Annotated in this window: 19 protein-coding genes and 1 pseudogene; 7 read left to right on the top strand and 13 right to left on the bottom strand. The window is 52.2% G+C overall.

The annotated features are described in order from the left end of the window. Positions 1-10: 10 nt before the first annotated feature. From ACL7TT_RS07870 to ACL7TT_RS07850, 5 genes are all read right to left on the bottom strand, one after another. Positions 11-409: an ACT domain-containing protein gene (locus ACL7TT_RS07870; protein WP_413394478.1), complete on the bottom strand. Its 399-nt coding sequence runs from the start codon at positions 407-409 to the stop codon at positions 11-13. A 906-nt stretch (positions 410-1315) separates the two neighbouring features. Continuing rightward, positions 1316-1642, bottom strand: coding sequence for a hypothetical protein (locus ACL7TT_RS07865; protein ID WP_413394476.1), 327 nt, complete (start codon positions 1640-1642; stop codon positions 1316-1318). A 51-nt stretch (positions 1643-1693) separates the two neighbouring features. Further along, positions 1694-1996, bottom strand: coding sequence for a glycine-rich domain-containing protein (locus tag ACL7TT_RS07860; RefSeq protein ID WP_413394474.1), 303 nt, complete (start codon positions 1994-1996; stop codon positions 1694-1696). Between the two features lie 149 nt (positions 1997-2145). Continuing rightward, positions 2146-2532, bottom strand: a complete 387-nt coding sequence (locus ACL7TT_RS07855; protein WP_413394472.1) for a RidA family protein — start codon at positions 2530-2532, stop codon at positions 2146-2148. A gap of 173 nt (positions 2533-2705) precedes the next feature. Next, positions 2706-3368 carry a class I SAM-dependent methyltransferase gene (locus ACL7TT_RS07850; protein ID WP_413394470.1) on the bottom strand — a complete coding sequence of 221 codons (663 nt, stop codon included), beginning with the start codon at positions 3366-3368 and terminating at the stop codon, positions 2706-2708. A gap of 188 nt (positions 3369-3556) precedes the next feature. Here ACL7TT_RS07850 and ACL7TT_RS07845 point away from each other — a divergent pair, with 188 nt between their 5' ends. Next, complete coding sequence (locus ACL7TT_RS07845; protein ID WP_413394468.1) at positions 3557-5248, top strand: alpha amylase C-terminal domain-containing protein; 1692 nt, start codon at positions 3557-3559, stop codon at positions 5246-5248. 88 nt (positions 5249-5336) lie between these two features. Here ACL7TT_RS07845 and ACL7TT_RS07840 read toward each other — a convergent pair whose 3' ends face one another. Together ACL7TT_RS07840 and ACL7TT_RS07835 are read right to left on the bottom strand one after the other, a co-directional pair. Beyond that, a complete protein-coding gene (locus tag ACL7TT_RS07840; RefSeq protein ID WP_413394466.1) occupies positions 5337-7253 on the bottom strand; it encodes an alpha-amylase family glycosyl hydrolase in 1917 nt (638 codons plus the stop codon). Positions 7254-7317: 64 nt separating this feature from the next. Continuing rightward, the gene (locus ACL7TT_RS07835) at positions 7318-9759 is read right to left on the bottom strand and encodes a glycoside hydrolase family 31 protein (protein WP_413394464.1); all 2442 of its coding nucleotides are present in this window, start codon (positions 9757-9759) and stop codon (positions 7318-7320) included. Between the two features lie 189 nt (positions 9760-9948). Between ACL7TT_RS07835 and ACL7TT_RS07830 the strand changes: the two genes are divergently transcribed. Together ACL7TT_RS07830 and ACL7TT_RS07825 are read left to right on the top strand one after the other, a co-directional pair. Next, complete coding sequence (locus ACL7TT_RS07830; RefSeq protein WP_413394462.1) at positions 9949-11466, top strand: MFS transporter; 1518 nt, start codon at positions 9949-9951, stop codon at positions 11464-11466. A 236-nt stretch (positions 11467-11702) separates the two neighbouring features. Next, a complete protein-coding gene (locus ACL7TT_RS07825) occupies positions 11703-13115 on the top strand; it encodes an alanine/glycine:cation symporter family protein (RefSeq protein WP_299947828.1) in 1413 nt (470 codons plus the stop codon). A 134-nt stretch (positions 13116-13249) separates the two neighbouring features. On the opposite strand, the gene ACL7TT_RS07820 is transcribed toward ACL7TT_RS07825, so the two are convergent. Then, a complete protein-coding gene (locus ACL7TT_RS07820; protein WP_413394460.1) occupies positions 13250-13918 on the bottom strand; it encodes a L,D-transpeptidase family protein in 669 nt (222 codons plus the stop codon). 343 nt (positions 13919-14261) lie between these two features. Here ACL7TT_RS07820 and ACL7TT_RS07815 point away from each other — a divergent pair. Continuing rightward, positions 14262-14427, top strand: a pseudogene (locus ACL7TT_RS07815) (IS5/IS1182 family transposase); the annotation flags it as partial. 763 nt (positions 14428-15190) lie between these two features. On the opposite strand, the gene ACL7TT_RS07810 reads toward ACL7TT_RS07815, so the two are convergent. The 3 genes from ACL7TT_RS07810 to ACL7TT_RS07800 all read right to left on the bottom strand — a co-directional run bounded on the left by ACL7TT_RS07810 (position 15191) and on the right by ACL7TT_RS07800 (position 18815). After that, the gene (locus ACL7TT_RS07810; RefSeq protein WP_413394458.1) at positions 15191-16279 is read right to left on the bottom strand and encodes an IS630 family transposase; all 1089 of its coding nucleotides are present in this window, start codon (positions 16277-16279) and stop codon (positions 15191-15193) included. Between the two features lie 68 nt (positions 16280-16347). Beyond that, positions 16348-17697, bottom strand: coding sequence for a serine hydrolase domain-containing protein (locus ACL7TT_RS07805; RefSeq protein ID WP_413394456.1), 1350 nt, complete (start codon positions 17695-17697; stop codon positions 16348-16350). A gap of 665 nt (positions 17698-18362) precedes the next feature. Further along, positions 18363-18815 carry a helix-turn-helix domain-containing protein gene (locus ACL7TT_RS07800; protein ID WP_413394454.1) on the bottom strand — a complete coding sequence of 151 codons (453 nt, stop codon included), beginning with the start codon at positions 18813-18815 and terminating at the stop codon, positions 18363-18365. A gap of 76 nt (positions 18816-18891) precedes the next feature. On the opposite strand from ACL7TT_RS07800, the gene ACL7TT_RS07795 reads away from it, so the two are divergent. The 3 genes from ACL7TT_RS07795 (at position 18892) to ACL7TT_RS07785 (ending at position 22099) form a co-directional block, all read left to right on the top strand. Further along, positions 18892-20346 carry an MFS transporter gene (locus ACL7TT_RS07795; protein WP_413394452.1) on the top strand — a complete coding sequence of 485 codons (1455 nt, stop codon included), beginning with the start codon at positions 18892-18894 and terminating at the stop codon, positions 20344-20346. A 293-nt stretch (positions 20347-20639) separates the two neighbouring features. Further along, on the top strand, positions 20640-21170 hold the full coding sequence (locus ACL7TT_RS07790) for a hypothetical protein (RefSeq protein ID WP_299942037.1): 531 nt from the start codon (positions 20640-20642) through the stop codon (positions 21168-21170). Between the two features lie 107 nt (positions 21171-21277). Next, the gene (locus ACL7TT_RS07785) at positions 21278-22099 is read left to right on the top strand and encodes an alpha/beta hydrolase (protein ID WP_413394450.1); all 822 of its coding nucleotides are present in this window, start codon (positions 21278-21280) and stop codon (positions 22097-22099) included. A gap of 78 nt (positions 22100-22177) precedes the next feature. Here the strand turns inward: ACL7TT_RS07785 and ACL7TT_RS07780 are convergent, their stop codons facing one another. Further along, positions 22178-23050: a polyphosphate kinase 2 family protein gene (locus ACL7TT_RS07780; RefSeq protein ID WP_413394448.1), complete on the bottom strand. Its 873-nt coding sequence runs from the start codon at positions 23048-23050 to the stop codon at positions 22178-22180. 50 nt (positions 23051-23100) lie between these two features. Further along, positions 23101-25638 (bottom strand): plasma-membrane proton-efflux P-type ATPase, encoded by a 2538-nt coding sequence (locus ACL7TT_RS07775; protein ID WP_413394446.1) that lies wholly within the window; start codon positions 25636-25638, stop codon positions 23101-23103. Positions 25639-25792 lie beyond the last annotated feature (154 nt).

Here is a 25792-nt window from a genome sequence, read left to right as displayed (position 1 = left end):
CTTATTTTGATCATTGTACAAATTCACTGAGCGCTCTCATTGCTTTTTTTGCCAATGCACTTTGGATAAAAATATGGTCATGGTAATAGCCGGCAACTACATTGGCACTGATACCGTGCTCAGTCAGCTTCATTGAAAATGCTGCGGTTAACCCAATAACATCAAGACTCGAATGAACATTTAATGTGATTTTCTTAAATAAAGATGCATAGCTAAGGCCCTTTTCATCTGCCTTGTACTTGGGGATAATCAGTGTCAACCCCTCAGATTCTTTAATTGCAGCTACAGGTGCTAAATCCGTATGATCCCCGTATTGCGAACGTTGGAAAGTACAGAACACAAACTCATCTTCCGCGAGTTGTGGGGACATCGATGCCAGGAGTTTTTTTATATCTTTCTCACCCTTCATGGTCCACCTAGGATATATAAATTGATTGCTATTTCAGAGTGCCGGCAAGTGGCAGAAATTCATGATTGCAGGCTTATGTTTCTTTGACTTTACAAGGCGTTTAAAAGCCGCTGTTTCTTTGATATAAAATCCCGCGCTATGAAGAGTTGGGTACTTTCCTGGGTAAATAATAAAAGAGTGGTGCCGACTAAATGAAATAGCATCTTGCTTGATTGGGTGTGGAAGTCAGTTTTACGTAAATTTTTCAATAGCCTATACCTGTCAGAAGTGCTGAAAATAATAAACCGAGAGCACCGAAATAAATCAGCTAACGAAATTCTGGAAAAATGCGACTCCGAAGAAGCCGTCAGAAACTGAAACTGCTGCTATGGATGTATTTGCTTGTGTCAGTCACTTCATGGAATAAGATAACTTGGCAGAATCAATCAAAACTTAGATTACTAAGGGTGGTATTGCCAAAGCGTCGGCATGCGCATGTCCAGCGCGCAAACTGCATTTCATCCAAATCAACGCCCTTGATACTTAAGCCAGTACACCGTGAGGAAGAATGCTCGGCAGGGTTATGCCTCCATACATGATGGTTGGAATACTGGGCAGTATTATACCAGATGCGAATTTAGCCTCCCGGGGTAATTACACGAATCAATCCTCGTTATTTTACTTAAAGCTGGACGTTGATCGCTGTTATATTGATAAAAGCAGTTGGTATTGTACGTGCTAATTTTTAGGATGCAAATTGGTACGTGTACTATATTTAATTGCCGAGAGTCAACAGGTGACTTTATCTTGCACAAGAGTGCCAACTAAAAAATGTGACCAAGCAATGACTCAGTCACAATCATTAAATGACAGTATCTCGGTAGGCTTTAATAGAATCGATCACCCTTGCTCTAGGCAGACAACCTGTTAGTCTCCTCCACAGCCACCGCTGCAGGTTCCGCTATCTCCACCAGTACTGTCGAAGAAGTTACCACCTGATCCCGGCGCGCCGAATGATCCGACGCATCCGCCAGTGCAACCGATATCCCCCGCGCAATAGCCGTTGCCGTCAGCTCGTGATTTAGCGCTGCCACAGTTGATGTCGTAGGTGAAGCCGTCCTTAATCTTTAGCCGTTCGTCGAGTGCGAATAGCAGGGGTAATCGGTTGGGTTTTTTGGGATTGATATTTCCCTTGGCGCAGGCTAGGCGCCAGGCGCGCTTGATACCCTCCTGAGCCAGTATCTGTGTGTGCATCCCTTCAGCAGGGGTATGGTGCAGGAAACGGCCCTGAGCCTTGCGACAGAACTATTTATAGGCGCGGGTAAAGAGGATGAACTCATGCCAGGCAACATCTACTACCTGCGATGGCATCGCCACTATGCGCTTACCGGCTTGATTGCAAATATAAAAATAATTTCGTAGCCCCTTGAGCACCTGATCGAGATCCCTTTTTGTAAGGTGTGGGTAACGCTCTTGTACTTTGCGCCCGATAGCCGGATGGAATTCGAATTGTTCGATAAATTTGAGCTGCCGCGTCTTGTACCCTCGGTATAGCCCATATATTGGCAATGCGATTGCCACCGCATAGCCCAGTAACTCCAACTGCATGGCGTTTTCCTGATTTTAAATTCGGAAGATTCAATATTATTTTATTGGCTTTTCTGCCTGTCCTCATGTGCTCAAGCCCTGGCTGACCAGGCTGCGCTTGCGGTATCTGTTCTCTGGATAAAGTTGAGGTTAGGCCCTCCTTCACCAGATTATACCTCAGCCACAACAGCGTCAATTTCTGTTTCTACCAGCCATTCGGGATTGATAAAGCCTTTGACCTCTACAAAAGTACAGGCCGGTCTTATATCAGAAAACAGCTCACCGTGAGCAGCTGCTGCCTGCTCCCAGGCTTGAATATCTGTGAGCATAATCCTTGTTCTGATGATATCCTGCGCAGAGCCTCCAGCTTCTTCAATTGCTTTTATGGAAAGATTCAGACAGTATCTGGTTTGCTTATAAAGATCACCAATAAATACTGTTTTTCCATTTTCTAATGGCGCTGTACCAGCAACAGCAATTTGATTACCAATTTTACAGGCACGTGAAAAACCAATTGTATTTTCCAAGTGAGACCCTGAGCTCACTAACTTTCTCATAGGCTTTATTCCAATTAAAATATAATATCGCCATTGATATTGCTTTGGTATTTTTTACAAAGTCTATTTCGCCATGTGTCATGGATAAATACAGCAGTGCCCATACTGTGCGGCATTGCGACTTCAATGGCTTGATCCGCGAAGCAGCGCAGGAGGGGGGAGTGTGTAAAATTTCACCGTCTATTTTTGGCACTGAATAGTGCTACACAGCCTCGTATCTCAATGGAGTGTTCATTGAACCTGTTGGCAAGATACGATTCCAGATCTCCCTTGCAATCTTCCGCGTTGGAAAAGATGCCCTTCTTGTTGTAGATCGCCATGAGCTTTTTCGCCATGGCATTTTTGTGAACTCCCTTCGATAGGATCGTAGAGCCGAATACGGCGCCGGAATCTGAAAGTAGGGTACAGACATGGTCCAGAGCAGAGAGTTTTTCTGTCAGCTTTCCGGGCAGGCAGTGGAACAAGTAATTCAGGGAAATGGTATCAAACTTGCCAGTTGCAATGTTGATTTCATCAAGCACGTTACAGTGAAACTGGAGTGGCCTGTACCGTGCAACGCGGGTACTAGCAACCTCCAGGCTGTTCTGGTTTAAATCCATTAACCCCAGCCTGGCCTCATTGGAGGGGAAGCGGCATTTGTTCAGGAAATAACCGGTGCCGACCCCTACATCCAGGTGATTTGAACTAATATGCTTGTTGAAATGCGCCAGAAGAAAGGGCGTAGGGCACTGCCAGATAAAGCGATTGGATAAGCCCAAGACCCAAAGATCATATAGCCTCAGAACCGCTTTGGAATAAACCGCTTGCCCCTGTTCAATTTCTTTGGCAATGGCCATAGTGACCCTCTTGTTTAGACAAGCCATCCAATGCCTGGATTTGGCCCTGCCGGATTGCTGCTGCAGTGGTGCGTAATTGCTGGAAAGCCTGATATGGCGCAGGATATCAAAAGGGGTATGCCAGGCAAACCGGTTCTTTCTCAGCTATAAAGGGTAACAGTGAAAGATAAGAAAATAGAAAAATAAAAATGCAAAATAAGACGCCCCTGAAAAGCTGGCTGGTTGGTGCGGGGCTGGTATTCGGCACCCTGTCCGCTCCCCACACCAGCGCTGGTACCGCCTTTGTACACCTGTTCGAGTGGCCTTGGAACGATATTGCCAGGGAGTGCGAGCACTTCCTCGGGCCCAAGGGTTTTGATGCGGTACAGATCTCGCCACCCAATGAGCATATCAGCCACTCCACCTGGTGGGCGCGCTATCAGCCGGTCACCTACACCAGGCTGGCCAGCCGCAGTGGCACCGCGGAGGCACTGCAGAGCATGATCAGTCGCTGCCACGGGGCGGGGGTGAAAGTGTATGCGGATGTAGTGATCAACCACACTGCGGCCTGGAACGGTGGGGGCATCGGTTGGGGCGGGACCCCTTGGGCCCTGCTGGATCACCCGGAGTTTTCCTTCTGGGACTACCACCCAGATTGCCCCATCGATAACTACAGCGATGCCAATACGGTGTGGCATTGTCGCCTGAGCGGCCTGCCGGACCTGAATACCGGTTCCAGCTATGTGCAGGGCCAACTGGCGGCCTACCTGACGAAGCTGAGAGACCTGGGTGTGGACGGCTTCCGCGTGGATGCGGTCAAGCATATGTCCCCCGGTGATCTAGAGACCATACTGAGCCAGGCTGGCAATCCCTGGATTTTCTCCGAAGTGATCGGTGCGGTGGGGGAGGCCACTGAAATCCAACCGGTCAATTATACCTTCCTCGGTCGTGTAACCGAGTTTCAATACGGTACCGATGTGGCCGGCAACTTCAACGGGCAAATCAAATATCTGGCCAGTATTGGTGAAAGCTGGGGGCTGTTGCCCTCCGGCGATGCGGTGAACTTTATCGATAATCACGACCGGGAGCGCGGCCACGGTGGTGGCGGTAACCTCACCTATCGCGACGGCGCCAGGTACAATCTGGCCAACGTCTTCATGCTGGCGCACCCCTATGGCTATCCGAAGGTGATGTCCGGCTATCACTTTACCGATACCGATGCCGGCCCCCCCGGCAATGGCCCCAACCACTGTAACAATGGCGCGTGGGTGTGCCAGCACCGCTGGGGCAATATTGCCAATATGGTGGGGTTTCGCAATGATGTGCATGGCACCGGCATGAACAACTGGTGGGATAACGGCAATAACCAGATTGCCTTTGGCCGCGGCAACAAGGGCTATGTGGTGATCAATAATGAGGGCGGGGCTCTGCATGAGACTCTCTATACCGGCCTGCCCGCAGGGCACTACTGCAACGTACTTACGGGCGAGAGCGCGTGCAGCGGCGCCGTGATTGCTGTGGATGGCAATGGCTACGGCACTTTCCGTGTTGCGCCCAATACCGCCGCGGCGATTTACGCCGGCCGCATGGCCACGCCCTGTGACGATTGTTACGGACAGAATTTTCCCAGCCTGTACTTTCGCGGCACAGTCAATAACTGGGGCGCCGAGGCCATGGAATTGGTGGCGGATAACCTCTGGGAGATCCAGGTACGCTTTGATGGCCGGCCCCTGCAGCGCTTTAAATTCGATATCAGGGCGGATTGGAGCGAGAATTACGGGGATAATGAGCGTGATGGTATTCTGGATCGAAATGGGGCGGATATCGATACCAATGTGCGCGGCAACTACCGGGTGCGGGTGAATGACCAGAGTATGACTTACCGCCTTGTTGCGCTTTAGGCGCAGTTTGCTCCGGGGCTGATCCAAACATCACTGCGGTTTTCCCGCCCGAGTGAATGGATCAGTGATGCTTGCTCAATCAACCCGGTTATAGCGTCGGGTTGACTGCCTCTACTTTCCCATTCTCCAATTGGAAAATATGGCTCTCATAGGGCGCTAGCTCCAGGGCGATAAGCCCCGTCTTTTCCCCGACAAACAAGTCTACACTCCGGCCGCTAATCTGGCCCAGCAGGCGATAATGGCCCTGACTCAAGTGCCACTGTTGCAGCAGTGCTTCTGGAATCTGCAAACCGAACGTTGCAGCCGTATCGCCGAAGTTGGCCACCACCAGCAGTTTCTCCCCACCGTGCCATCGCGCAAAGGCAAATTGTTTGTCGCCATAGCCGGGGCTGTGTGCGCGGTTGTAGCCGTGCAGGTCCGCATACTGTCCGCGCAGGGCGCTGCTGGCGGTGGAGAAGTTCAGAAGGCGCTGGTAGAAAGTCCGCAGTGCCCTTTCCGCATCTGTGAGCTGCGCTGTATCGAAATTGCCGTTATTGTTCCAGCGGCGCACACTGGGGATCGACCAGTAATCAAAAATGGTGGTGCGGCTGGCCTTGCCGAAGCCTGCATCGCCGCTTGCCGGTTCCCCCAGTTCCTGACCGAAATAGACTAATGTGGGGGCGGGGGAGAGGGTGGTGGAAACCAGCATGGCCGGTTTGCCCGCTTCGGCGCTATCGGCAAATCTCCCGCTGGCGATACGCTGTTCATCATGGTTCTCCATAAAGCGCAGCAGATGGGCGGAGATGTCCTGCAGGTCCGCTTGGATTTCCGCGATCTTGTCGGTGCTGCCCGTTCCCTGCAAGACTGCGCGGATGGCATCGTAGGTGCCGACTTTATCGTAGAGAAAATCCATTTTGCCCAGGTACAGGTAATCGCGGTAGCGCGCCGGGGTATAGATTTCTGCAAGCAACAGGGCGTCGGGTTTGCGCATTTTAATCGAGGTGTTCAGGTAGCTCCAGAATTCTACTGGCACCATGCCGGCCATATCGTAGCGGAATCCGTCCACGCCAAAATCCAGCCAGTAGTGGGCGATATCGCGGAACTTTTTCCAGGTGTCCGGCACTTCCTGGCCCGTCCAGAACTGGGCGTGGGCACGGTAGTCGCGCCCGGCATATTCTGCCGGCAGCTCGGGAAAATGCGTGCTGCCGTCCGGGCGCACGCCAAAATTGATCTTGACCGTCTCGTACCAGTCGTCAAACGCAGGTTGTGCGCTGCGCGCACCGTTGCCGGTCCACTTGGCCGGGCTTTCTGAAAACAGTCCGTCCACAAGGGGATTGGTTTCGCCATTGAGGGGTCGGTAGCCGTTTTCGGCAACCGGCACGCGGAAATCTTTGCCCACCACGTAATAGAAATTGTTATTGCGCGCGTAGGTGACCCGGGTATTGTCGTCGGCACCGAAGTCGCGTATTCCCTGGGGCTTGTGCAAAGACTGGTAGGCGCGGGCGACGTGGTTGGGCACTATATCGATCATCACCTTGAGGCCAGCCGCGTGGCTGCGCTCCACCAGCGCGCGGAATTCCTGCAAACGCGTTGCGGGATTGTCAGCGAGATCCGGGTTTACGCTGTAGTAATCCTTAATGGCATAGGGGGAGCCGGCACGACCTTTGACCACGTCCGGGTCGTCATTATTGATGCCGAATGTCGTGTAGTCGCCCACCAGGGCGTGGTGCAGGACTCCGGTATACCAGATATGGGTGGCGCCGAGCGCGTGAATTTCCTCCAGTGCTTTGGGGGTAAAGTCGGAAAACTTGCCCACGCCGTTTTCTGCAATGGTGCCCCAGGGTTTATTGGTGTTATTGGTGTTGCCAAAAAGACGCGGCAGCACTTGGTAGATGATCGCTTTTTCCTGAGCGTCCTCCAGAGTGGGGGGTGTCTGTTCCGGAGCGCTTTTGTGTCCGCAGCCCGCGGCACCCAGCAGGGCAGCGGCGAGCAGCTTGGCAATCAATGGGGAATAGGATGTTTTCATCTTGCCCTGATTTCTGTTGGGTAAATGGTTTTTTCGGTTGCTGGTCAATTCACCTTTGCCCGGGTTATGGATTTTTTACCGTCAACGTCAGCGGCGCCCTGTGCCAATCAAATTTTACCAGCAGTTGCTGTGCGCGCTTGTGGTACCAGGCTCCGCGCTCCGCTTGGTTAAAGGCTTTTTCACTCAGAAGGCGTGGCAGAGCTTCTCCGCCAACTTCCAGTGTCGCCGGAACCGCTTGCCAGTTATGGATTTTCAGGGTGATTGTGCGGGATTCCGGCATCCCCGCGTAGCCGCCACCCTCGCGTTTAAAGGAAAAACTGAGGCCCCGGGTATTTCTGTGTGCGGAAAAATGCAGTTTTTCATATTTGCCCAGAGCAAAAGCGTTAGCGGTCTTGCCGTCATCTTCATAGATATAGCTGCTGGAAGCTGGAGCGGATTTGTGGGCGTAGTAATCCAGGGTCAGGGTTTTACTGGTGTAGTCACGGCTGGTGTTGATATCCCCGATAGTGGGAATAAAAGCCCCCGCCCGCACCAGCACCGGAATGGTTTCCAGGTCCACTGGCACCAGGGCCTGATCGCCGGTATAGCGGGTGTCATTCCAATAATCAAACCAGGTGCCGCCGGGGAGTTTCACCGCAACTGTATCCACACCGGCTTCGACAACCGGGGCCACCAGGAAATCATTGCCCCACAGGTAGGTATGCTTAACGTCGAGCAGGGACAAGTCGCTTTCGTTTTCAAAAAACAGCGGGCGCATCAGCGGCAGGCCTGTCTGGCTGTTTTCGAAGGCAAGGGTGTAATTGTAAGGCAGCAGGCGATAGCGCAGTTTGACGTATTCACGCAGGATATTGCGGGTGCGGCGGTCGTGGAACACCGGCTCCGAGGCGATATGTTCCTGGGCGTGGGGGCGGTATACCGGCTGGAATACGCCATATTGCAGCCAGCGGATATAGAGTTCGCGGTCAAATTTGTCACCGCCGGCAAAACCACCCAGATCCGAATGGGTGTAGCCGAATCCAAGCAGGCCCATGCCCAGAGCCAATTCCACCTGCGGTTGCAGGCCGCCCCACTCCCGCGCCACATCGCCGGTCCAGGGGATCATGCCGTAGCGCTGGGAGCCGGCAAAGCCGGCGCGCATCATGATAAAGGGACGGCGCTCGGGGTATTTTGCCGTTTGTCGCTCGTACAGCAGTTGTGCCCAGGTGTGACCAAAGGCGTTGTGGATTTCATCCGCCATGCCGATAGCGTGTACGGTGTCGGCGGGGTGTACTTCCGGCTCGCCCAGATCGCCCCACCAGCCGGAAACCCCCTGGTCCAGCAGGCCGTCATAGATATTCCAGAACCAGTCGCGGCCATCTTTGGAGAAGACATCGATGAGGCCGGTATTGCCAAAATAGAAATCAAAACGCTTGGGGCCGCCGGCCAGGTTTTTCGCCAGGGCATTGCCGGCCACCGCTTCCTGCCAGCGCGCAGAGGTGGACAGGACAAAGGGCTCGGTGACCAGGATGGTGTTGATACCCCGCTCATTCAGCTCGGCCATCATTTTTTCCGGCGCGGGGAAGGCTTTTTTGTCCCAGGCCAGGTTGCCCATATGGCCCTTGATGTCGGCGCCGAACCAGTAGAGGTCGAGCACCACCGCATCCAGGGGGAAGTCCTCTTCGGTGAATTTGTCCACAGTCGCGCGCACTTCTTCCTCACTGTGGTAGCCAAAACGCGAGGCGAAGTTGCCCAGGGCCCAGCGCGGCGGCAAGGGTTGTCTGCCGGTGACATTCACGTAGTTTTCCACAAGCTGTGGATAAGTCTCGCCAGCTACCACGATATAGGCGGTGCGCCCGGCGACAGCTTCAAATTGCAGAATGTCCTGTTCACTGGCACCCAGGTCGAGGGTGCCAGTGGCGGTGTTGTCGAACAGCAGCAGATACTTGTTGCTGGATACCACGGCCGGCAGGGAGAAATACATCTGGGGGGATTCCGTGGTGTAGCCGTAGTGGGCGCGGTTATACAGCGGCAGGCGCTGGCCACGGCGGTCCATGCCCAGTACCCGCTCCCCGCCACCGAGCAGTTTCTCGCCGGGTGCCAGCGCAAAACGAAATCCGCGCAGGGTGTCGCTGGCGAAAAAGCCGCTCTCCTCACTTAAGAGCCGCTCTTGCCCGCGCAGGTACTCAATATGAAATGGCGACTTGTGAATGACCGCGTTCAGGCTACCGACGCGATAGCTGAATTTGCCCTCGTCTTCGCTCAGGATTGCCTCTGGCCCACTCTTTTTGCCGGAAGCGATGGCGAAAGAGGGCAGTTGCTTCAGGCCATCGCGGCGGTAGTGGATTTCCAGGGCGGAGGGCCCCACCGGGGTAAGAGTGACCTCGCCATCGGTGATCTGGATGGTCAGCGCATTGTCGCTCTCAAAGTGACCTTGATAGCTTCTTAGTTCCTGGGCATGGGCCTGGATAAACAGACAGAGCGTGGCGGCGAGGGCGAGAAAGCGCTGGTGTGAGAATATTGCGGTCATCGAGCGGAACTTCAGTTAATGGTTTAGCGGTCATTTTTGGTGCCAGTCTCCTGTGGGGGTACACTGAGCCCAAGCCTATGCTAGTGCGCTGTTTGGAGCCCGCATCCTCCCCGGTGGGGGGGGAGGGAATCTCCCCGGGGCTCGTGCCAGAATGGCAAAATAAGCATAACGAGAGTTGCGGTGATTCCTATGACCCCATCAGCGAGCAGCGCCTGCGCGCCGCAAGTTCAGCAACCGCGCCTGCCGTTCTGGCAGGTGTGGAATCTCAGCCTTGGTTTCCTCGGGGTGCAGTTCGGTTTTTCCCTGCAAAACGCCAATGCCAGCCGCATACTCTCGGATCTGGGCGCGGACCTGCACGCCCTGTCCCTGTTCTGGATAGTGGCGCCGCTGATGGGGTTGATAGTACAGCCGCTTGTTGGCTCCGCCTCGGATCATACCTGGAACCGCTTTGGCCGCCGCAATCCCTATATTTTGTTTGGCGCTGTTGCCGCGGCGCTGGGGATGGTGTTTATGCCCAATGCCGGCATTGTGGTTGCCCTGGTGGCGCCGATCCTGTTCGGCGCTGTGATGCTGGCGCTGATGGATGCCGCCTTCAATGTCACCATGCAGCCGTTTAGGGCCCTGGTGGCGGATATGGTGCCTTCCCAGCAGCGCACCCTGGGCTATTCGATCCAGTCGCTGTTGATCAATATCGGTGCGATCCTGGGCTCTATGCTGCCCTTTATTCTGACCAATGTGATCGGCCTGGAAAACACTTCGCGTGGCGGTGCAGTGGCGCCCTCGGTTATCTGGGCCTTCTATATCGGCGCTACGGTACTGCTCGGCAGTGTGCTCTGGACAGTAGTGCGTACCAGAGAGTACCCGCCGAGCCAGTATAACGCCTACAAGGGTATTGATGCCGGGCAACTGCAACAGGAAGGGGAGCAGCGGCGGTCCTTGGGGCAGCGCCTGGGGGGCTTTTGCCAGCTCCTGATCAGGATGCCGCGTACCATGCGGCAATTGGCCCTGGTGCAGTTCTTCTCCTGGTTTGCCCTGTTTATCATGTGGGTCTACACCATGCCAGCCATTACCCAGCATGTGTGGGGTGTCGAGGCTAAGTGGTTCGATCCCGGTTATCTGAAAACGGTTGGTGAGATCCCCGCACATATCGCTGCGGCGAAAGGGGCAGCCGGTGACTGGGTAGGGATTATCTTCGCCGCTTATTCACTGTTTGCCGCCCTCTTTTCCCTGATTTTGACCCGGGTGGCGCAGACCCTGGGGCGCAAGCTGACTTATTCTTTGTCCCTGGCATTGGGGGGCCTGGGCTATATCGGCTTCCTGTTATGCCAGGGTGGCGCACCCACGCAGGTGGACCTGCTTATCACTCAGGTCACGGTGCCCAGCGGAGCCCTCGGCCTGCTATTGCCAATGGCGGGGGTGGGTATTGCCTGGGCAGCAATCCTGGCTATGCCCTATGCGATCCTCTCCGACTCCCTGCCGGCCAGTAAAACCGGTGTTTATATGGGTATCTTTAATTTCACCATCGCCGCACCACAAATTGTCTCTGCGCTGGTTGCCGGCCTGGTCCTGAAAACAGTGTTTCAGAACCAGGCGATTTATATCATCGTGTTGGCCGGTGTGAGCATGCTGCTCGCGGCTCTGTCTGTATTTTTTGTACGGGAGCCACAGCCAGTGACGAAGGTGCTGGAGATAAGTACTGCGAACTGAAAAGACTGGTCAAGTAGGCATTCAAGTGGGTTTTTCGTGACTTGTGTCATTTTCCCCTTGGAAAATACGGGCGCAACGGCTGCGGATTGCCCCTGTTTCAGGAGTCCACTAAACAGCAGCGAGCTCCTTGGCCGCGCTGTTTTTGTTCGCCGGCGTTTTTACATAACCGGGGTTTTTTGACAGGGAGACACAGATCTACATAGACTGCCTTGAACCAAGATACCCAACTACACCCTATGTCTTTTTTCAATGCGCTCGATTCTGCCTTGCAGGCCTTTGCCAGTTTTGTCTGGGGCCCGCCACTATTGGGACTCCTGCTCGGCGGTGGCCTGGCCCTGCTGGTGTATTCCCGTGGCCGCCCTTACCGGCACCTGGGCCACAGTATTGGGTTGCTGAGTGGCCGCTACGACGATCCCGGTGATCCCGGCCAGGTTTCCCATAGCCAGGCCCTGTCCACTGCGCTCTCCGGCACTCTTGGGCTTGGCAATATTGCCGGTGTGGCGATTGCCATTACCATGGGCGGACCTGGCGCTATTTTCTGGATGTGGGCCACCGCCCTGGTGGGGGTGGCGACCAAATTCTATACCGCCACCCTGGCAGTGATGTTCCGCGGCCGTGATGCGCATGGTGAATTGCAGGGGGGGCCCATGTATGTCATCCGCGAAGGACTGGGCCGGCGCTGGATGCCCTTGGGCGTGCTATTCGCGCTGGCGGGGTTGTGCGGTATGTTGCCGGTATTCCAGTCCAACCAGACTACCCAGCTGTTGCGCGAGTCATTTGCCGAGCCCCTGGGCTGGATCGCGCCGGGCGGATCGTTGGTATTCGATTTTGCCATCGGCCTTTTGCTGGCTATCGCCTCTGCCTTTGTAATTGCCGGGCGTATACAGCGCATCGGTAAATTCTCAGTGCATATAGTGCCCGGCATGGTGTTGTTTTACCTGGCGTTGACCCTGATTGTGATCGCCAGCTTCTGGGAGCAGGTGCCAACGGCTTTTGCCCTGATTTTCAGCGATGCCTTTAGTGGCCAGGCAGTTGCGGGCGGTGCCCTGGGCACAGTGATTACCATCGGCGTGAGCCGGGGTGCCTTCTCCAATGAAGCGGGGATCGGCACCGAGTCACTGGCCCACGGCGCGGCCAAAACCCGGGAACCGGTTCGCGAGGGGGTTGTCGCCATGCTGGGGCCCATCGTGGACACCCTGGTGGTGTGTACCTGCACGGCTCTGGTGATTTTGCTCACCGGGGTCTGGCAGCAGGGCGAAGGGGTGGCTGGTGTAACCCTGACCGCCCAGGCATTTGCACAGGTTTTCGGCCAGTCCGGCCCCATCCTGCTGCTGCTGATGGTGCTGCCCCTGGCCTTCAGTACTATTGTCACTTGCTGGTATTACGGTATGAAGTGCTATGTATTTTTGTTTCGCGGGCGCTGGCAGAACCTGTACACAGCGCTGTATTTGATGCTGATTGTGCTCGGTGCGGTGGCCTCCCTGAGTGCGGTAAACAGTATCATTATCGGCATGTATGCCGTAATGGCCATTCCCACAATGCTATCTACACTGTTGCTGGCAAAGCATGTCAACCGTGCGGCCCACGATTACTTTACCCGCCCGGGCGCCGTGCAACGGGCACGCAGCGAAGATCTCGCTCCCCAATAACATCCACCATAAAAAAGGCGGACCATATGGTCCGCGCCTTTTAGCAGTATTGACAGTGATTGGCCGGTCCGGCTTACGCGCCGGATTACCTATCTGTCAGCCACACAGTTTGCCGGGCTGATAACCACCTAAGCCTAACGGACAACGGAAACCCGAGTACCGACTCTGGCATGGCGATAGAAAACCTTCGCCATATGCCAGGGCAGGCGAATACAGCCGTGGGAGTCCGGATAGCCCGGTACCCGACCGGCATGCATGGTGACGGGGCCGTTAATGCGCATCATATAGTCCATGGAGGCGCCGCGAAAAACAGAACCCCGGGGTCTGCGGTGGCGGCGCACATCGACGTTGCTGCGCATCACGTAGCCACGGCGGCTTATATAGTGCCCGTACAGGTTGGAGCGGTGGCTGTATTTTTTCTCGGAAATACGGAAGTTGCCTGTGGGTGTCCTGAAACCGGCTTTGCCGGTGGAGACTGGAGACATGCCTGCCAGGCGCCTGCCCTTGTAAAAATAAGCCATCTGATCACTGAGGTCGATCACAATCCGGGACGCGCCCGATACATGGGGCCGAAACCACATATGGCCTCCATAGGTCGAGTGGGCCTGCCTGGCGCCGTGGCGCAGATAGGGATTGGAATAGTCGATAGCGGATACCAGCGGGCTCAGAACCATCGATCCGATCAGCAGCAGGGCTGCGACCAGGGATGAGTTTTTCAGCCGGGAAGACCGACATTTCTGTCGGAGCGATCGATAGCCTTGCAGTAAAGACCGGTTTTTTTGCAGCGAAGGTTGGCTATGCATTACACACCTCTCTATTGCCAGTGGGCTGTGTAAACAACAGCGGATTGCAAACAGTACCGTTGTCAGGCCGGGCGCAGGACGACACTCCCGCTTATGCCGGAATCTGCCAACAGTCAGTGATTCCCCAATGCAGATTGCCGTTATACCCGGCATCACCCGCGGGATGGGTTAGCAGCGGTTTTGCCACTGCAGGTCCAGTCGATATTAGGGTGGTGCTTTTAGGGCGGTCACATCAAAAAGAAATAAGTGCGAAATTGGTTAGAGACTAATTGATAGACGCAAGCGGAGAACGCAATAAGAGAAATGGTGCGGGACGATTATCGTGACAACTTCGTTGACAAACACCATCAGTGTAATTCCGCATGTGGCTCAAAATACCAAGCGCCGCGGTGGCTCCGCCATTGACGGACGCACGAATCGGCACAGCGGGTATCAAGCGAGCATGAAGGTACCCAAGCGAATTGAGGAGGGTTTCGGTCGGTTGGGGAAAACCATTGGGCTGATTCGCCAAGTAAAAGTCCGCGGTTTAGCGTGGGTCAAGAAGTTATTTCCCCTCACCTTTGTCGGCAGGAATCTAACCCAAATAAACTATTTACAAGGGGGGTAGATCAATGGACGGAGAAACAGAAAAAATAGCGTTAAGGGGGCGTCTATTCAGCCAAAAGCCGATTAAAAATCCATTAAAATAGAAAAGCGGACTTCTCTCAATTATTTTGGCTTGCTAGAAAATGTTACGAAATAATATTTCCGGATTTCAATCGTCTGTTAGAGGTGCCATTTTTATTGAAAGCTAACTCCCCCGAAGCTCTCGTTTCGCTTGGGCCGAAAATTTTTCAATAGTGAGTCATTTAGAATGAAGTTACTACCGGGTCGGAAGCAAAGAATACCCTCCTCTCGGGGGCGCGCTAGGAATACCTCCCTGTACGCCCGTAACGACGTCCATGCCTCATACAGTCCCGAGATAAGGGTATTCTTCCCTTCCCCCTTGTTAATAGGAGTTGCTCTATACTGTGCCATTTGCACACCCGAATACATAAAACTCCCTGACACAAATGCTTTGTAATCGAGCGATTGCAGAGTATCAAAAACTATTGATTTTTATCTTTTGAATGTATCTTAATTTTGTTGGGTTTTAAAAAAATGAAAATATCAAACTTAATTTTCTGCCTGGAGGGAAATAAGACTGAAGAATTTTAACGATCAAAAAAGTTTAAGGGTAACAGGCCATGTTGCCATTATCCTAAAATAAACTAGTGTGGTGTATTAAACTATTTACTGAAATGCAAGGGCCTGCCTAGCCCTTCCTACCTTCGCCAAAATTTCATCGACTGATTTTGTCCATACAAATGGCTTTGGAGCCTTGTTATGTGCATCGATAAACCCTGTGATAGCCTCCTCCAATTCTTTTACTGAAGTGAACACGCCGCGGCGTAATTGCTTTTCCGTAAGAAGCCCAAAGAATCGCTCTACCAAATTGAGCCATGATGAGCTTGTTGGAATAAAGTGCAAATGGACACGCTTATTGCGTTTGAGCCAGTTTTTCACTTTCTCGTGCTTATGGGTTGCATAATTGTCCACAATTAAATGAAGCTCTAAGTCTTTGGATGTTTGCTTTTCAACAGTCTTTAGAAAAGCTAAGAATTCCTGATGCCGATGTCGTTTTTTGCACTGACCAATAACTTCCCCGGTTAAGGTGTTGAGCGCCGCAAAGAGAGTACTGGTTCCATTACGCTTGTAGTCGTGGGTCATGGTCCCACAACGTCCTGGTTTTATCGGCAATCCCGGTTGAGTACGATCCAAAGCTTGAATGGAGCTTTTTTCATCTACGCAAAAAATAACGGCATTTTCCGGTGGCGACAAATACAAACCAACAACATCCTGAAGCTTCTCTTCGAAGTTTGAATCATTACTCACCTTGAAGTATTTGGTTAGATGGGGCTTTAATCCTACCTCTCGCCAAACTCTATTAACGAAGGAATGATTAATTCCCAGTACCTTGGCGAGCCCTCTGGTTGTCCAATGGGTACTACCCTTTGGTCTATCTTGGGTAGTCATATTGATAATTTTGGAGCGCAGCTTAGCTTGCTCTACAGAATCCTTTCCTCCATGGTTACTTCCTCGCGGGAGATCTTTTTCTATACCTAGAAGGCCCTTATCTGCAAAGCGATTGCGCCATCGCCCAACTTTGTTAACATCAATATTCAGCTCTTTGGCAATTTTGTAGTTAGGGGTATTCTGGCTGGCCAGCAATAAAATCTTTGAACGCTCAACAAGCCTCACCGATGTCTTGCGGTTTTTTACGTATTTTTCCAGCTGCTTTCTATCTTTATCTGACAGTGTAATTTTGACCTGAGCGGGCATCTGACTAACTCCAGTTTGTAGGGAGAGCGCTCAAGAGTATATATCAGCAGTCAATTTAATACACTGCACTAGCGCTTAACAGCAACCTCTGGAGTGTCTGATAAATCACGATAAAGTTTCATTACTTGCTTACCCTCTGCATTTTTATCAATGCTAAAATAACTTAAACTGCCATCATAAAAAAAGCTATTTCCCGACATGGAATAAACTAGCCGCTTATGATCATCGCCTCGTTGAGAATAAACCTTGCCATTTTCAACAAATATCTTTCTCACATCACCATTGGCTAACGTGTATTCCCCCATCATTGGAGCCAATTGTTGCTCATTTAATGTAACCGCTTCAAATTTAGGTAAGGGAATATCAAGGGCTTTTGCAGCCAATAAGTTAGCAATAAAATGAGGGTTACCTGCATCAGTATTAAATAAAACAGAAATATAAAGGTCTTCTTGAGGCAGATAAAAGGCATTGGTGGCAAAACCATGAATACCACCACCATGACCAATAGCATCATACTTATTTAGCTTAAATAGCCCTAAGCCAAAACCATATTGGGCAAAACTACCATCGTTTAACTGTGTTGGCGCAATCATTTTTTGATAGCTCTCTTTAGAAACCAACTTGCCAGAGCGTAAGGCTTTATACCAAATATTCAGATCACCCACCGTTGACAACAAAGAGCCCGCAGCATGCGGCCACATCATATCAACATAGCCTGAATTCACCACACCATGCTCAGACATTGAATAACCACTGGCACGATTAGCAATAATTTGTCGGCCACCATATTGACTATGTTTCATCCCTAGCTTGGCAAAAATATCCTGCTCAATAAAGTCTTGATAGTTTTTGCCGCTCGCCTGCTCAATCACTTTGCCCAATAAAACATAACCGGTATTAGAATAACGGTTAGCCTCACCTGTTTTAAACTTCATCGGATGTTTAGAAAAACGAACTAACATCTTGTCGAGGGTCGTTGAATTTTTTAGCTCGTGTTCAAATAAATCACGATCTTCAGTGTAATTAGCAATACCTGAAGTATGGTTTAGCAAATGCTTAACGGTAACCTTGTTGCCCTCAGTGGGAAAGTCAGGAGCATACTTATGAATATCATCATCTAATGATAACTTTCCTTGCTCAGCCAACATCATAATAGCCGCAGCAGTAAACTGTTTGGTAATAGAACCTAAGCGAAATATCGAATCTTTATTTAACGGCACCTGTAGCTCAATATTGGCCATGCCGCGAGCACTTTCATATAGAATTTTATCCTCTTTAGTTACTATAACCGCAGCGCCCGGACCTTCTTGCTTAATATATTTTGTTAGTATCTGATCAAAATCTTTTACAGATGCCGCCTGAGCTTGTGCTAATGGCATTACAATTAAAGCCACTAATACTATTTTTAAGCTTTTCATGATTTTCCCTCTCCCTTTAACCTCATAATATTAATGAGGGGTATAGAAATTATAAACCCCCTACTTATCTTTGATCCGAAGTATTCTACTCGAAATTCCTGAGGTCGTTTACCGTTCAAACTCCAAATTTTAAGGGCGCCTCTTTAAATACACATATAACTGAAAACCTCTATCTGAGAAAAGTTGGACCGATTTTACCAGAAATCAGGTGAGTTTTAGAGGTGCCCCTTTAACCATAAATGAGTACCAATTTTCCGAAAGAATATTCACGCTAGCCAGCCCTGCTCGCAAGAGTCACGAATACCATGTAATTGAATGTGCTGTGTGGATGTTAATAGTTGTAGTCGTGCCTACAAACTAGTCTATTTTCTCCAGAGTTTCCCAGCCTTTGGAACCTGTGCTGACTGAAACGCACTTGGTTAAGCCGCCGATCAAGACTCTCAAAAAGTACTTCTGGGTAAACTTGTCTGGTACATTGTTCCTAATGAGTTTCGTAAATTTTCCTGATCCAGCGGACAGGGAAAATAACGTCCGCAATCACTTATACAGCGATGGGTGAGCGACGTTCCGGGTTGGTTTATTGGCGATGTTGTGCGCTGAATTACGAAGAATTAAGCATAATGGTGGTTCTCATTGTAACTGCTTAAAAAACATCCGACAAGCACTCAGCGCCGCTTGCCCGGTATCACGGGTTTGCCTTTGCGCTCTTCCTTGTGTTGTAACTTGGCGGCTTTCTTGATCAGGTTCTGGAAATTGGGGCACTCCAGCTGATTTTCCTCGGGGCAGTTGGCCACATGCCGGAGACCGTCGCGCATGGCTTGCAGGCGGTGTATGGTCTTGTCCAATACGTCCGCCTTGCTCAGCAGTTGTTCCCGGTCGATATCGGGCTTGTCGCTATAGGTAAACATGGCTGCCAACTCGCCCAGTGAAAAACCGGCGTAGCGGCCCAGGGAGATCAGTGAGAGTTGCTCTACAACACTGGCCGGAAATACCCTCGTGATTCCACGCCTGCGGATGGACTTGATCAGGCCCTTTTCCTCATAATAACGCAGTGTTGAGGCGGGCAGTCCCGAGCGTTTCGATACCTCGCCGATATCCATTTCCTGTGGACCATCCATTGATATTGACCTCAAGTTGACTTGAAGTTGTATCCTAGTTTTCCCCGCAGTCAATAGCAAGGTGAATCTACAACTGATGTTTGCTGTCAAGAAGTTGATCAAAACCTCCAATGACCCCATATCCAGGGCGCCATCCGCCGGAGGCATTCTCACGGCACTGTGCCTGGCAACGCTGCTCAATGCCCTGGCAGTCAGCAGTGTCAATATTGCTCTGCCGGAGCTGGTAGCCGGTTTCGGGACGACTTATGGCCGGGCCCAATGGATTATTATTGCCTTTGTGATGTTGCTTACGGCAACCCTGGCCATTGCCGGACAGGCCAGTGACCGGATCGGGCGAAAGACAATCTTTGTCCATGGAATGGTAATATTTACCCTGTCCACGTTCCTCTGTGGGATATCGGCTCATATCTGGATGCTGGTATTCTTTCGGGCCCTGCAAGGCATTGGAGCGGCGATGTTTGTCGCCGTCTCCATGGCGATTGCCAGTGACACTTTTTCCAAGTCCCGGGTGGGGATGGCGGTAGGCCTACTGGGCAGTGTATCGGCAGTTGGCACAGGCATGGGGCCTGTACTGGGTGGTTTTTTGCTGGAAATTGCCAACTGGCAGGCGGTGTTTCTGGTGAAGGTGCCGCTAGGGATTGCCATTTATTGGCTGGCAAAAAGATATCTGCCCGATGATGCAGATGCCAAGTCTGGGAAAACCACTATGGGCCCCTTCAATATCCTGTCGGTCATTAGTATTTTTTCTGCAATTTTTTTCTATACCCTGTCGATAAAACCCCTGAATGACAGCTACGGTGCAGTCAATATACTCGCGATGGCGATCTCCGCGCTTTCTCTGGTGGCCCTGTTATTCGCAAAGCGCCGACTATCCCGCAGGGCACCATCCCCTTCTCCCAGCTTGGGTGGTCACGAGCTTTACACTAATCTGGCCAGCAATGGGCTTGTTGGCGCCTCGGTCATGAGTTCCCTGGTTGTCGGTCCTTTTTATTTGACCCTGGCTCTGGGTCTCAGCTTTTATCAGGCCGGTTTGGTGATGTCTGCGGGGTCATTTGCCGTGGCCCTATGTTCGAATATTGCGGGGCGCCTGGTAGATCGATTCAAATCCCGTAGTGTGGTTCTTATGGGGCTCGGTTTTCTGGCACTGGGGGCATTGGGAATGGCACGCTTGGATGCCAGTGAGGGCGTGCTGGGCTATCTGGCCTGTTCAATCGCCATGGCAATCGGTTACGGCACTTACCTGTCTTCAAACAATACGTTCACAATGAACAGTGCCGCTGAAGAAGTACGCGGGAGTGTTTCCGGCCTGCTAAACCTGTCGAGAAACCTGGGTCTGCTCACCGGTGCCTCCCTGATGAGTGTGGTGTTTGCCGGAGCTTCACAACTGTCTTATATGCATACTGCCGATACAGACCTGGTCGTGGCCGGACTGCATAAAGTGTATGATCTGACACTGCTATTACTGGTGACTGCACTGATTGCACAGGCGGTGGTTATCCTTTTCGGGCGTAATAAAAAAAGGGTTGGTTGAGTCTGCCCGCAGTGGTGCCTGCCTCTCTTATAATAAGCGCCCGATCGCCAATCATCCCTTTCTGGGCCGCTATAGGTTCTGCCCGGGGCTGTTAATTCCAGCTGCACAAGCAGGGCAAAAAAAATCTGGACCGATTCTATTGACCTCAAGTGAACTTTAAGTTGTATCTTGTTATTCCTGAGGCGGTAGAAGCCTGGTAGCACCGGAGGGTGGTATCCGGGTTGTCGCGGGGCCAGGGGTTCTGGCTCCGACGCTATCGCCTGTTTGAATGTTGATAAAGCAGGAGAAAGACGATGTCAGAAAATGCCCTCGATAGTGGTATTGCAGGTCTGTGTAAATCCTGGACCGGTTTGAATTCGGATACCATTATCCAATGTCGAGCCGTACTCGCACGGCTGGCGGCCAGCTCACGTTCCGAATCCTGGCTGGCCGAGCTGCACGAGAGAAAGGCACCTACGGCGGAGCTGTACCGGGACCCGGAGCGGGGATTTATACTACTGGCCCATGTAGAGACGCAGGGCCTGTACCGCAACCCGCACAACCACGGTGATGGCTGGGTATTTTATGCCCTGCAACACGGTGCGGTGGAAATGTCTACCTACGGCCAATTCAAGGAGCAGGTCAACGGGGAGGGTCTTGTCAGCCGCGGGGCCTATACCATGAAAGCGGGAGACTGCAGTGCTTTTCTACCGGGCGATATTCACGATACACTTTGCCTATCCGAGTACTCATTAATGTTTCGCCTGACCAGCTGTGATTTCTCAGTGGAGAAGCGCGCTGGTCGGTTACAACAATTTAAGCCGGTTACAAGAGCACACGTTTAGAAATTTCCAATCATCACCCCGGCTACCCTACGGGTAGGCGGTTTGATACCGGTAGAAGTTTGTGCTTTTGAACAGGTGTTTTTTTGACCTGAATTAGGGGTGCCATTATGCAAAAACTGCTTCTTTTGATATTTTTTATGGCGCTTGGCTCATCGGTGTGGGCAGGCGAGGTTGAACGTTCTCCATTATCAATCGGGGAGGCACTGCGTTTCTCATCCAAAATATTGAATGAAGATCGCACTTTAAATATCTATCTGCCGCCCGGTTATCACAAGGATCAGAGTAAACGGTATCCGGTGATCTATCTCCTGGATGGATCCATGGAAGAGGATTTCATACATATAGCGGGTTTGGTACAGTTTGGTTCTTTTTCCTGGATCAATATGTTGCCGGAGAGTATCCTCGTCGGTGTTGGGAATGTGGACCGAAAACGAGATTTTACCTTCACCTCTAAGGTGCTCAGGGATAAAAAGGAGTTTCCATCCTCTGGTGGCTCGGGCAAGTTTATAGCGTCGCTGATGAAAGAGATGCAGCCCCTTGTAGAACGCAATTACAGGGTAAGTGGACAAACAACCCTGATTGGCCAGTCGCTCGGTGGCCTGTTGGCCACAGAGATCCTTGTCAAGCATACCAATCTGTTTGATCACTATATTATTGTCAGTCCCAGCCTGTGGTGGGATGGTGAATCCCTGCTTGAGCTGATTCCTGCGGGCTGTTGTGCTGCCAAATCCATTTATGTTGGTGTGGGCAAGGAGGGGGCGGTGATGGAGCGGCTAGCCAGAGAGTTGCACGATAAGTTAGACCCGGATAACAAAACAGAGACGGTGCACTTTGGCTATTTTAAGCAACTCGATCACGGAAATACATTGCACTTGGCGGTTTATGACGCATTTGGAAAAATATTTTCCAATCAAGCCCCTCAAGAGTAAAGCAGGCAGTTTTAGATTGTATCCTTAACGGCAAAGGCTGTGGTATCAAGCACCATCCATTGGGGTGCTGGCAGGGTTCTATTGATTTTTTTGGGGGGCTTTAATCAGGCCCTCCTTTATATCCTGCGCATCCAGTGCATGGTATTTCTTTATGATTGCTTTGATATCCACCTTGGGCTTCGGAAAACGCATGTTGAGCGATTCCATAGCTTCGGTAACGATAGCGGCCACGGCCAGGTTGCGAAACCATTTGTGATTGGCAGGAATAACAAACCAGGGCGCATAGGGTGTGCTGCATTTACTCAGTGCATCCTCAAAGGCCCGCGTGTAGCTATCCCAATAAGCGGCTTCGGTGTAGTCACTTTCACTGATTTTCCACTGCTTTGTGGGGTCATCGATACGCTGTTTAAATCGTTTCAACTGCTCATCGGCATCAATGTGCAGAAAGAATTTTAGAATCAGGGTCTGGTGGTCGGATAAAAGTTTCTCAAAATGGTTGATATGGCCGTATCGCTTTGACCAGATACTTTCCGGCACCATGTCGTGAACCCTCTGAATAAGCACATCCTCATAGTGGGAGCGGTTAAAAATGGCAATGTGTCCACGGGCTGGAACAACTTTGTGGCAGCGCCACAGAAAGTCATGGGCCAGTTCCTCCTGCGAGGGTTGCTTGAAACTGGTCACCGTACAACCCTGAGGATTCATGGCGCCCAGGACATGGTTGATGGTGCCATCCTTGCCGGCAGCGTCCCGCCCCTGAAGGCATATCAGCAGAGCGCGTTTGCCCTCTGCATGCATGAGATACTGCAGGGAGCGAATTTTCTCATCCAGCCTTTGGATGACCGGCATGGCCTTTTCGCGGTCACTGTAGCAGTCTGTAAAACCGGGATCAATTTTATCCAGTTTAATCCTGCTGCCGGGTTTTACCCGAAAGGATTCAAAGCAGTTCATAACGTTTCCCTTTTGATGAGCGGTATGGATAAGAGGCACGGGGCGGATGGCTAAATATCCCGGAGGTGCCGGTAAATCCCTTTTTTCACCAGATCCAAAACGAACATCCACACAATCATATAGAGCCATACCAGTCCGATCACTGCCCATGGGATTGCCGGTACCAGCCAGCCAAAGCCACACATTAGTACGGTGAGGGCCTGGGTACCCACAATGGCGACAAGCAATTTTACAGCGGGCAATGGTTTTGCAAAAAAAGCAGCACGGGAGCGAACAATGAATAGCAGCAAATGTCCACCGGCAACAATCTGCAGAAAAAGCACTGTCTGGATTTGCGCTTTGTTGAGCGGTATCCAGGACTGCCAGTGACTGTTCTGCAACCACTCCATACCGATCAATAACAGCCCCAGGGTTTGTGCGATGGAAAACAAGCCGATAATGGTTGCGCCAAGCAATAAATGGTGCATATTCCAGTGCACGGGGTTTTTGGGCAGCAGGGTGTTGTCGTAGGCAATGGTCATAATGGGAATATCATCCAGCAGGGCCACCAGCACAATCATGATCGGGGTCAGTGGGGGAAAGCCGAAGAGTATTGTGGCAAAAACCACAACCACCATAATATCCAGGGTCATGGATACACGGAAAAGCACATAGTTGATAATGCGTTCAAAAATTTTTCGGGCCTCGTCGATGGCATCGATCACTGTAGAGAGGCCTGGGGCGGTCAGGATAATGGCCGCGGCGGCACGGGCCGCATCCGTGGCGCCACTGACGGCAATGCCGCAGTCGGCCTGTTTTAGGGCGGGCGCGTCATTGACGCCGTCTCCTGTCATGGCCACCTGGTGACCGCGCCCCTGTAGTGCTTTGACAATGGCGTATTTATGTTCGGGGAATACCCTGCCAAAACCATCCGCGTGTTCCACACAGTCGACCACTTGCTTCGGCAGGTGATCCATATTTTTTGTGTGGGCAAAAACGGCTCCGGCAGAAAAAATATTTTGACCAATCCCCACCTGCGCTGCGATTTCTTTGCCGATGGCAACATCGTCACCAGTGATCATTTTTACCTGAAGGCCGTGATCCCGGGCGCGGCTGATGGTTTGCTTCGAGTCCTCCCGGGGTGGGTCCTCCAGGGGTAGAATGCCCAGGAAAGACCAGTGTTCGCCATCGTCACTGCTTGCCACACCCAGCGCGCGCAGGCCGCGGGAGGCGAGTTTCTGGACACAGGCCGTGGCCTTTCCGGCCCTGTCGCCACTGAGCTTACATAGGGTTATTACGGCCTGGGGCGCGCCCTTGCAAAAGAACAGGCTGTTTCCGTTTTGATCAGTTACGCGGGCTTGAGCGTATTTGGTTACCGGGTCGAAGGGGGTGAATTCCTGCAACCGGTAGTTGCTGAGCGGGCGCTTGTCTACAAGACCGGCGACAATGGCCCGGTCTATCGGGTCGGTGGAACCGGCTTCAGAGGCAATGGCAGCCGCGAGAATCAGGGAGGCCTCGTCTTTTGCGGCAAATAACTGGGGGCTGTGCAGGCTCAGTTGGTTTTTTGTCAGGGTGCCGGTTTTATCAGAGCACAGTATGTCTACCCCGGCCAGTTCCTCAATGGATTCCAGGCGCGAGACGATGGCTTTCTTGCGCGACAGCGCCAGGGCGCCCAGGGCGTTGGTGACGGTAATCACCGAGGGCATGGCCACGGGAATGGAGGCGATCAACAGCACCAACACCGTGCGCAGGATATTGATAAGGTCAGACCAGTGCCAGCCCGCCGCCAACACAACATCCCGGTACAGCAGGGTACCCACCAGTAGCAGGGCCAGCAGCAGGCACAATACGATCAGGAAGTCGCCGATACGGGTGACGGCTTTTTGCGCATGGGAAACGCCCTGGCCGGCACTGGCGACCAGCTTGGCGGTGCGCCCAAAAAATGTATTTGCACCGGTGCCGATGGCAACCGCGATCATTTCCCCACGCTTGGCAATACTGCTGGAATAGCCGATATCGCCCACTGTTTTGTCGACCGGCAAGGACTCTCCGGTGAGGGCAGCCTGATCAATACTGATGGACTTGCCGCCGATAAAACGCACATCGGCAGGTACGATCTGCCCCAGCTTGATACGCACAATATCGCCGGGCACCACGGTGGAGGCGGGCAGGGTTTTGTACTCCCCATCGCGCAAGATCTCCGCCTCTGGTGCCATGCTGGCTTTGAGGGCGGCGAGGGCGCTGGAGGCTTTATATTCCTGCCAAAAGCCCACCGCTGCATTGTAGAGCAGGAGCCCCACAATAATGGCGAAGTCCGGCCAGTGACCGATCAGGGCAGACAGCACAGCGGCGGCCTCAATCATCCAGGGGATGGGTCCCCAGAAAAAACGCAGTAGCTTTAAAAGGGCGCTTTTTTCTTTTTCCCGGATTGTATTGGGCCCGAATCGCTGGAGTCTCGCTTCTGCGTCAGGTTGCGTCAGTCCTTTGGGGGAGGTGTTGAGCGCGGTGAAAACGGCACTGGGTTCCGCAGTCTGCAAATCCACTTGGGCACCGCCAGATAGAGCGGCAGTGGTTTTGCTGTGGATGTGGGCGGAGCCCGGTTGAGGCACGTGTAGATTCCCGCTGGTGGTTAGGTCTATGGGTGGCTGGCAGCAATGACCGTCCTGTTGATCGTCGCCGCTTCAACGCTTAAATCTAGCAGTTTGCGCCAGACGGAATGTTGTAAACAATGCCGACAAATCTGTGCCTAAGCCCATCCGGATA

It is taken from the genome of Microbulbifer jejuensis (genome assembly GCF_047289955.1).
GTDB lineage: Bacteria > Pseudomonadota > Gammaproteobacteria > Pseudomonadales > Cellvibrionaceae > Microbulbifer.
Note: the sequence above shows the minus strand (reverse complement) of the source record. Positions and strands in the feature narration are given on the sequence as shown.

Coding starts and splice junctions, on each gene's coding strand:
- ACL7TT_RS07840 (WP_413394466.1), bottom strand. CDS start 7,253: ATGAAAACATCCTATTCCCCATTGATTGCCAAGCTGCTCGCCGCTGCC.
- ACL7TT_RS07820 (WP_413394460.1), bottom strand. CDS start 13,918: ATGCATAGCCAACCTTCGCTGCAAAAAAACCGGTCTTTACTGCAAGGC.
- ACL7TT_RS07830 (WP_413394462.1), top strand. CDS start 9,949: ATGACCCCATCAGCGAGCAGCGCCTGCGCGCCGCAAGTTCAGCAACCG.
- ACL7TT_RS07780 (WP_413394448.1), bottom strand. CDS start 23,050: ATGAACTGCTTTGAATCCTTTCGGGTAAAACCCGGCAGCAGGATTAAA.
- ACL7TT_RS07845 (WP_413394468.1), top strand. CDS start 3,557: ATGCAAAATAAGACGCCCCTGAAAAGCTGGCTGGTTGGTGCGGGGCTG.
- ACL7TT_RS07825 (WP_299947828.1), top strand. CDS start 11,703: ATGTCTTTTTTCAATGCGCTCGATTCTGCCTTGCAGGCCTTTGCCAGT.
- ACL7TT_RS07805 (WP_413394456.1), bottom strand. CDS start 17,697: ATGAAAAGCTTAAAAATAGTATTAGTGGCTTTAATTGTAATGCCATTA.
- ACL7TT_RS07795 (WP_413394452.1), top strand. CDS start 18,892: ATGTTTGCTGTCAAGAAGTTGATCAAAACCTCCAATGACCCCATATCC.
- ACL7TT_RS07860 (WP_413394474.1), bottom strand. CDS start 1,996: ATGCAGTTGGAGTTACTGGGCTATGCGGTGGCAATCGCATTGCCAATA.
- ACL7TT_RS07810 (WP_413394458.1), bottom strand. CDS start 16,279: ATGCCCGCTCAGGTCAAAATTACACTGTCAGATAAAGATAGAAAGCAG.
- ACL7TT_RS07835 (WP_413394464.1), bottom strand. CDS start 9,759: ATGACCGCAATATTCTCACACCAGCGCTTTCTCGCCCTCGCCGCCACG.
- ACL7TT_RS07785 (WP_413394450.1), top strand. CDS start 21,278: ATGCAAAAACTGCTTCTTTTGATATTTTTTATGGCGCTTGGCTCATCG.
- ACL7TT_RS07870 (WP_413394478.1), bottom strand. CDS start 409: ATGAAGGGTGAGAAAGATATAAAAAAACTCCTGGCATCGATGTCCCCA.
- ACL7TT_RS07865 (WP_413394476.1), bottom strand. CDS start 1,642: ATGCACACACAGATACTGGCTCAGGAGGGTATCAAGCGCGCCTGGCGC.
- ACL7TT_RS07790 (WP_299942037.1), top strand. CDS start 20,640: ATGTCAGAAAATGCCCTCGATAGTGGTATTGCAGGTCTGTGTAAATCC.
- ACL7TT_RS07850 (WP_413394470.1), bottom strand. CDS start 3,368: ATGGCCATTGCCAAAGAAATTGAACAGGGGCAAGCGGTTTATTCCAAA.
- ACL7TT_RS07800 (WP_413394454.1), bottom strand. CDS start 18,815: ATGGATGGTCCACAGGAAATGGATATCGGCGAGGTATCGAAACGCTCG.
- ACL7TT_RS07855 (WP_413394472.1), bottom strand. CDS start 2,532: ATGAGAAAGTTAGTGAGCTCAGGGTCTCACTTGGAAAATACAATTGGT.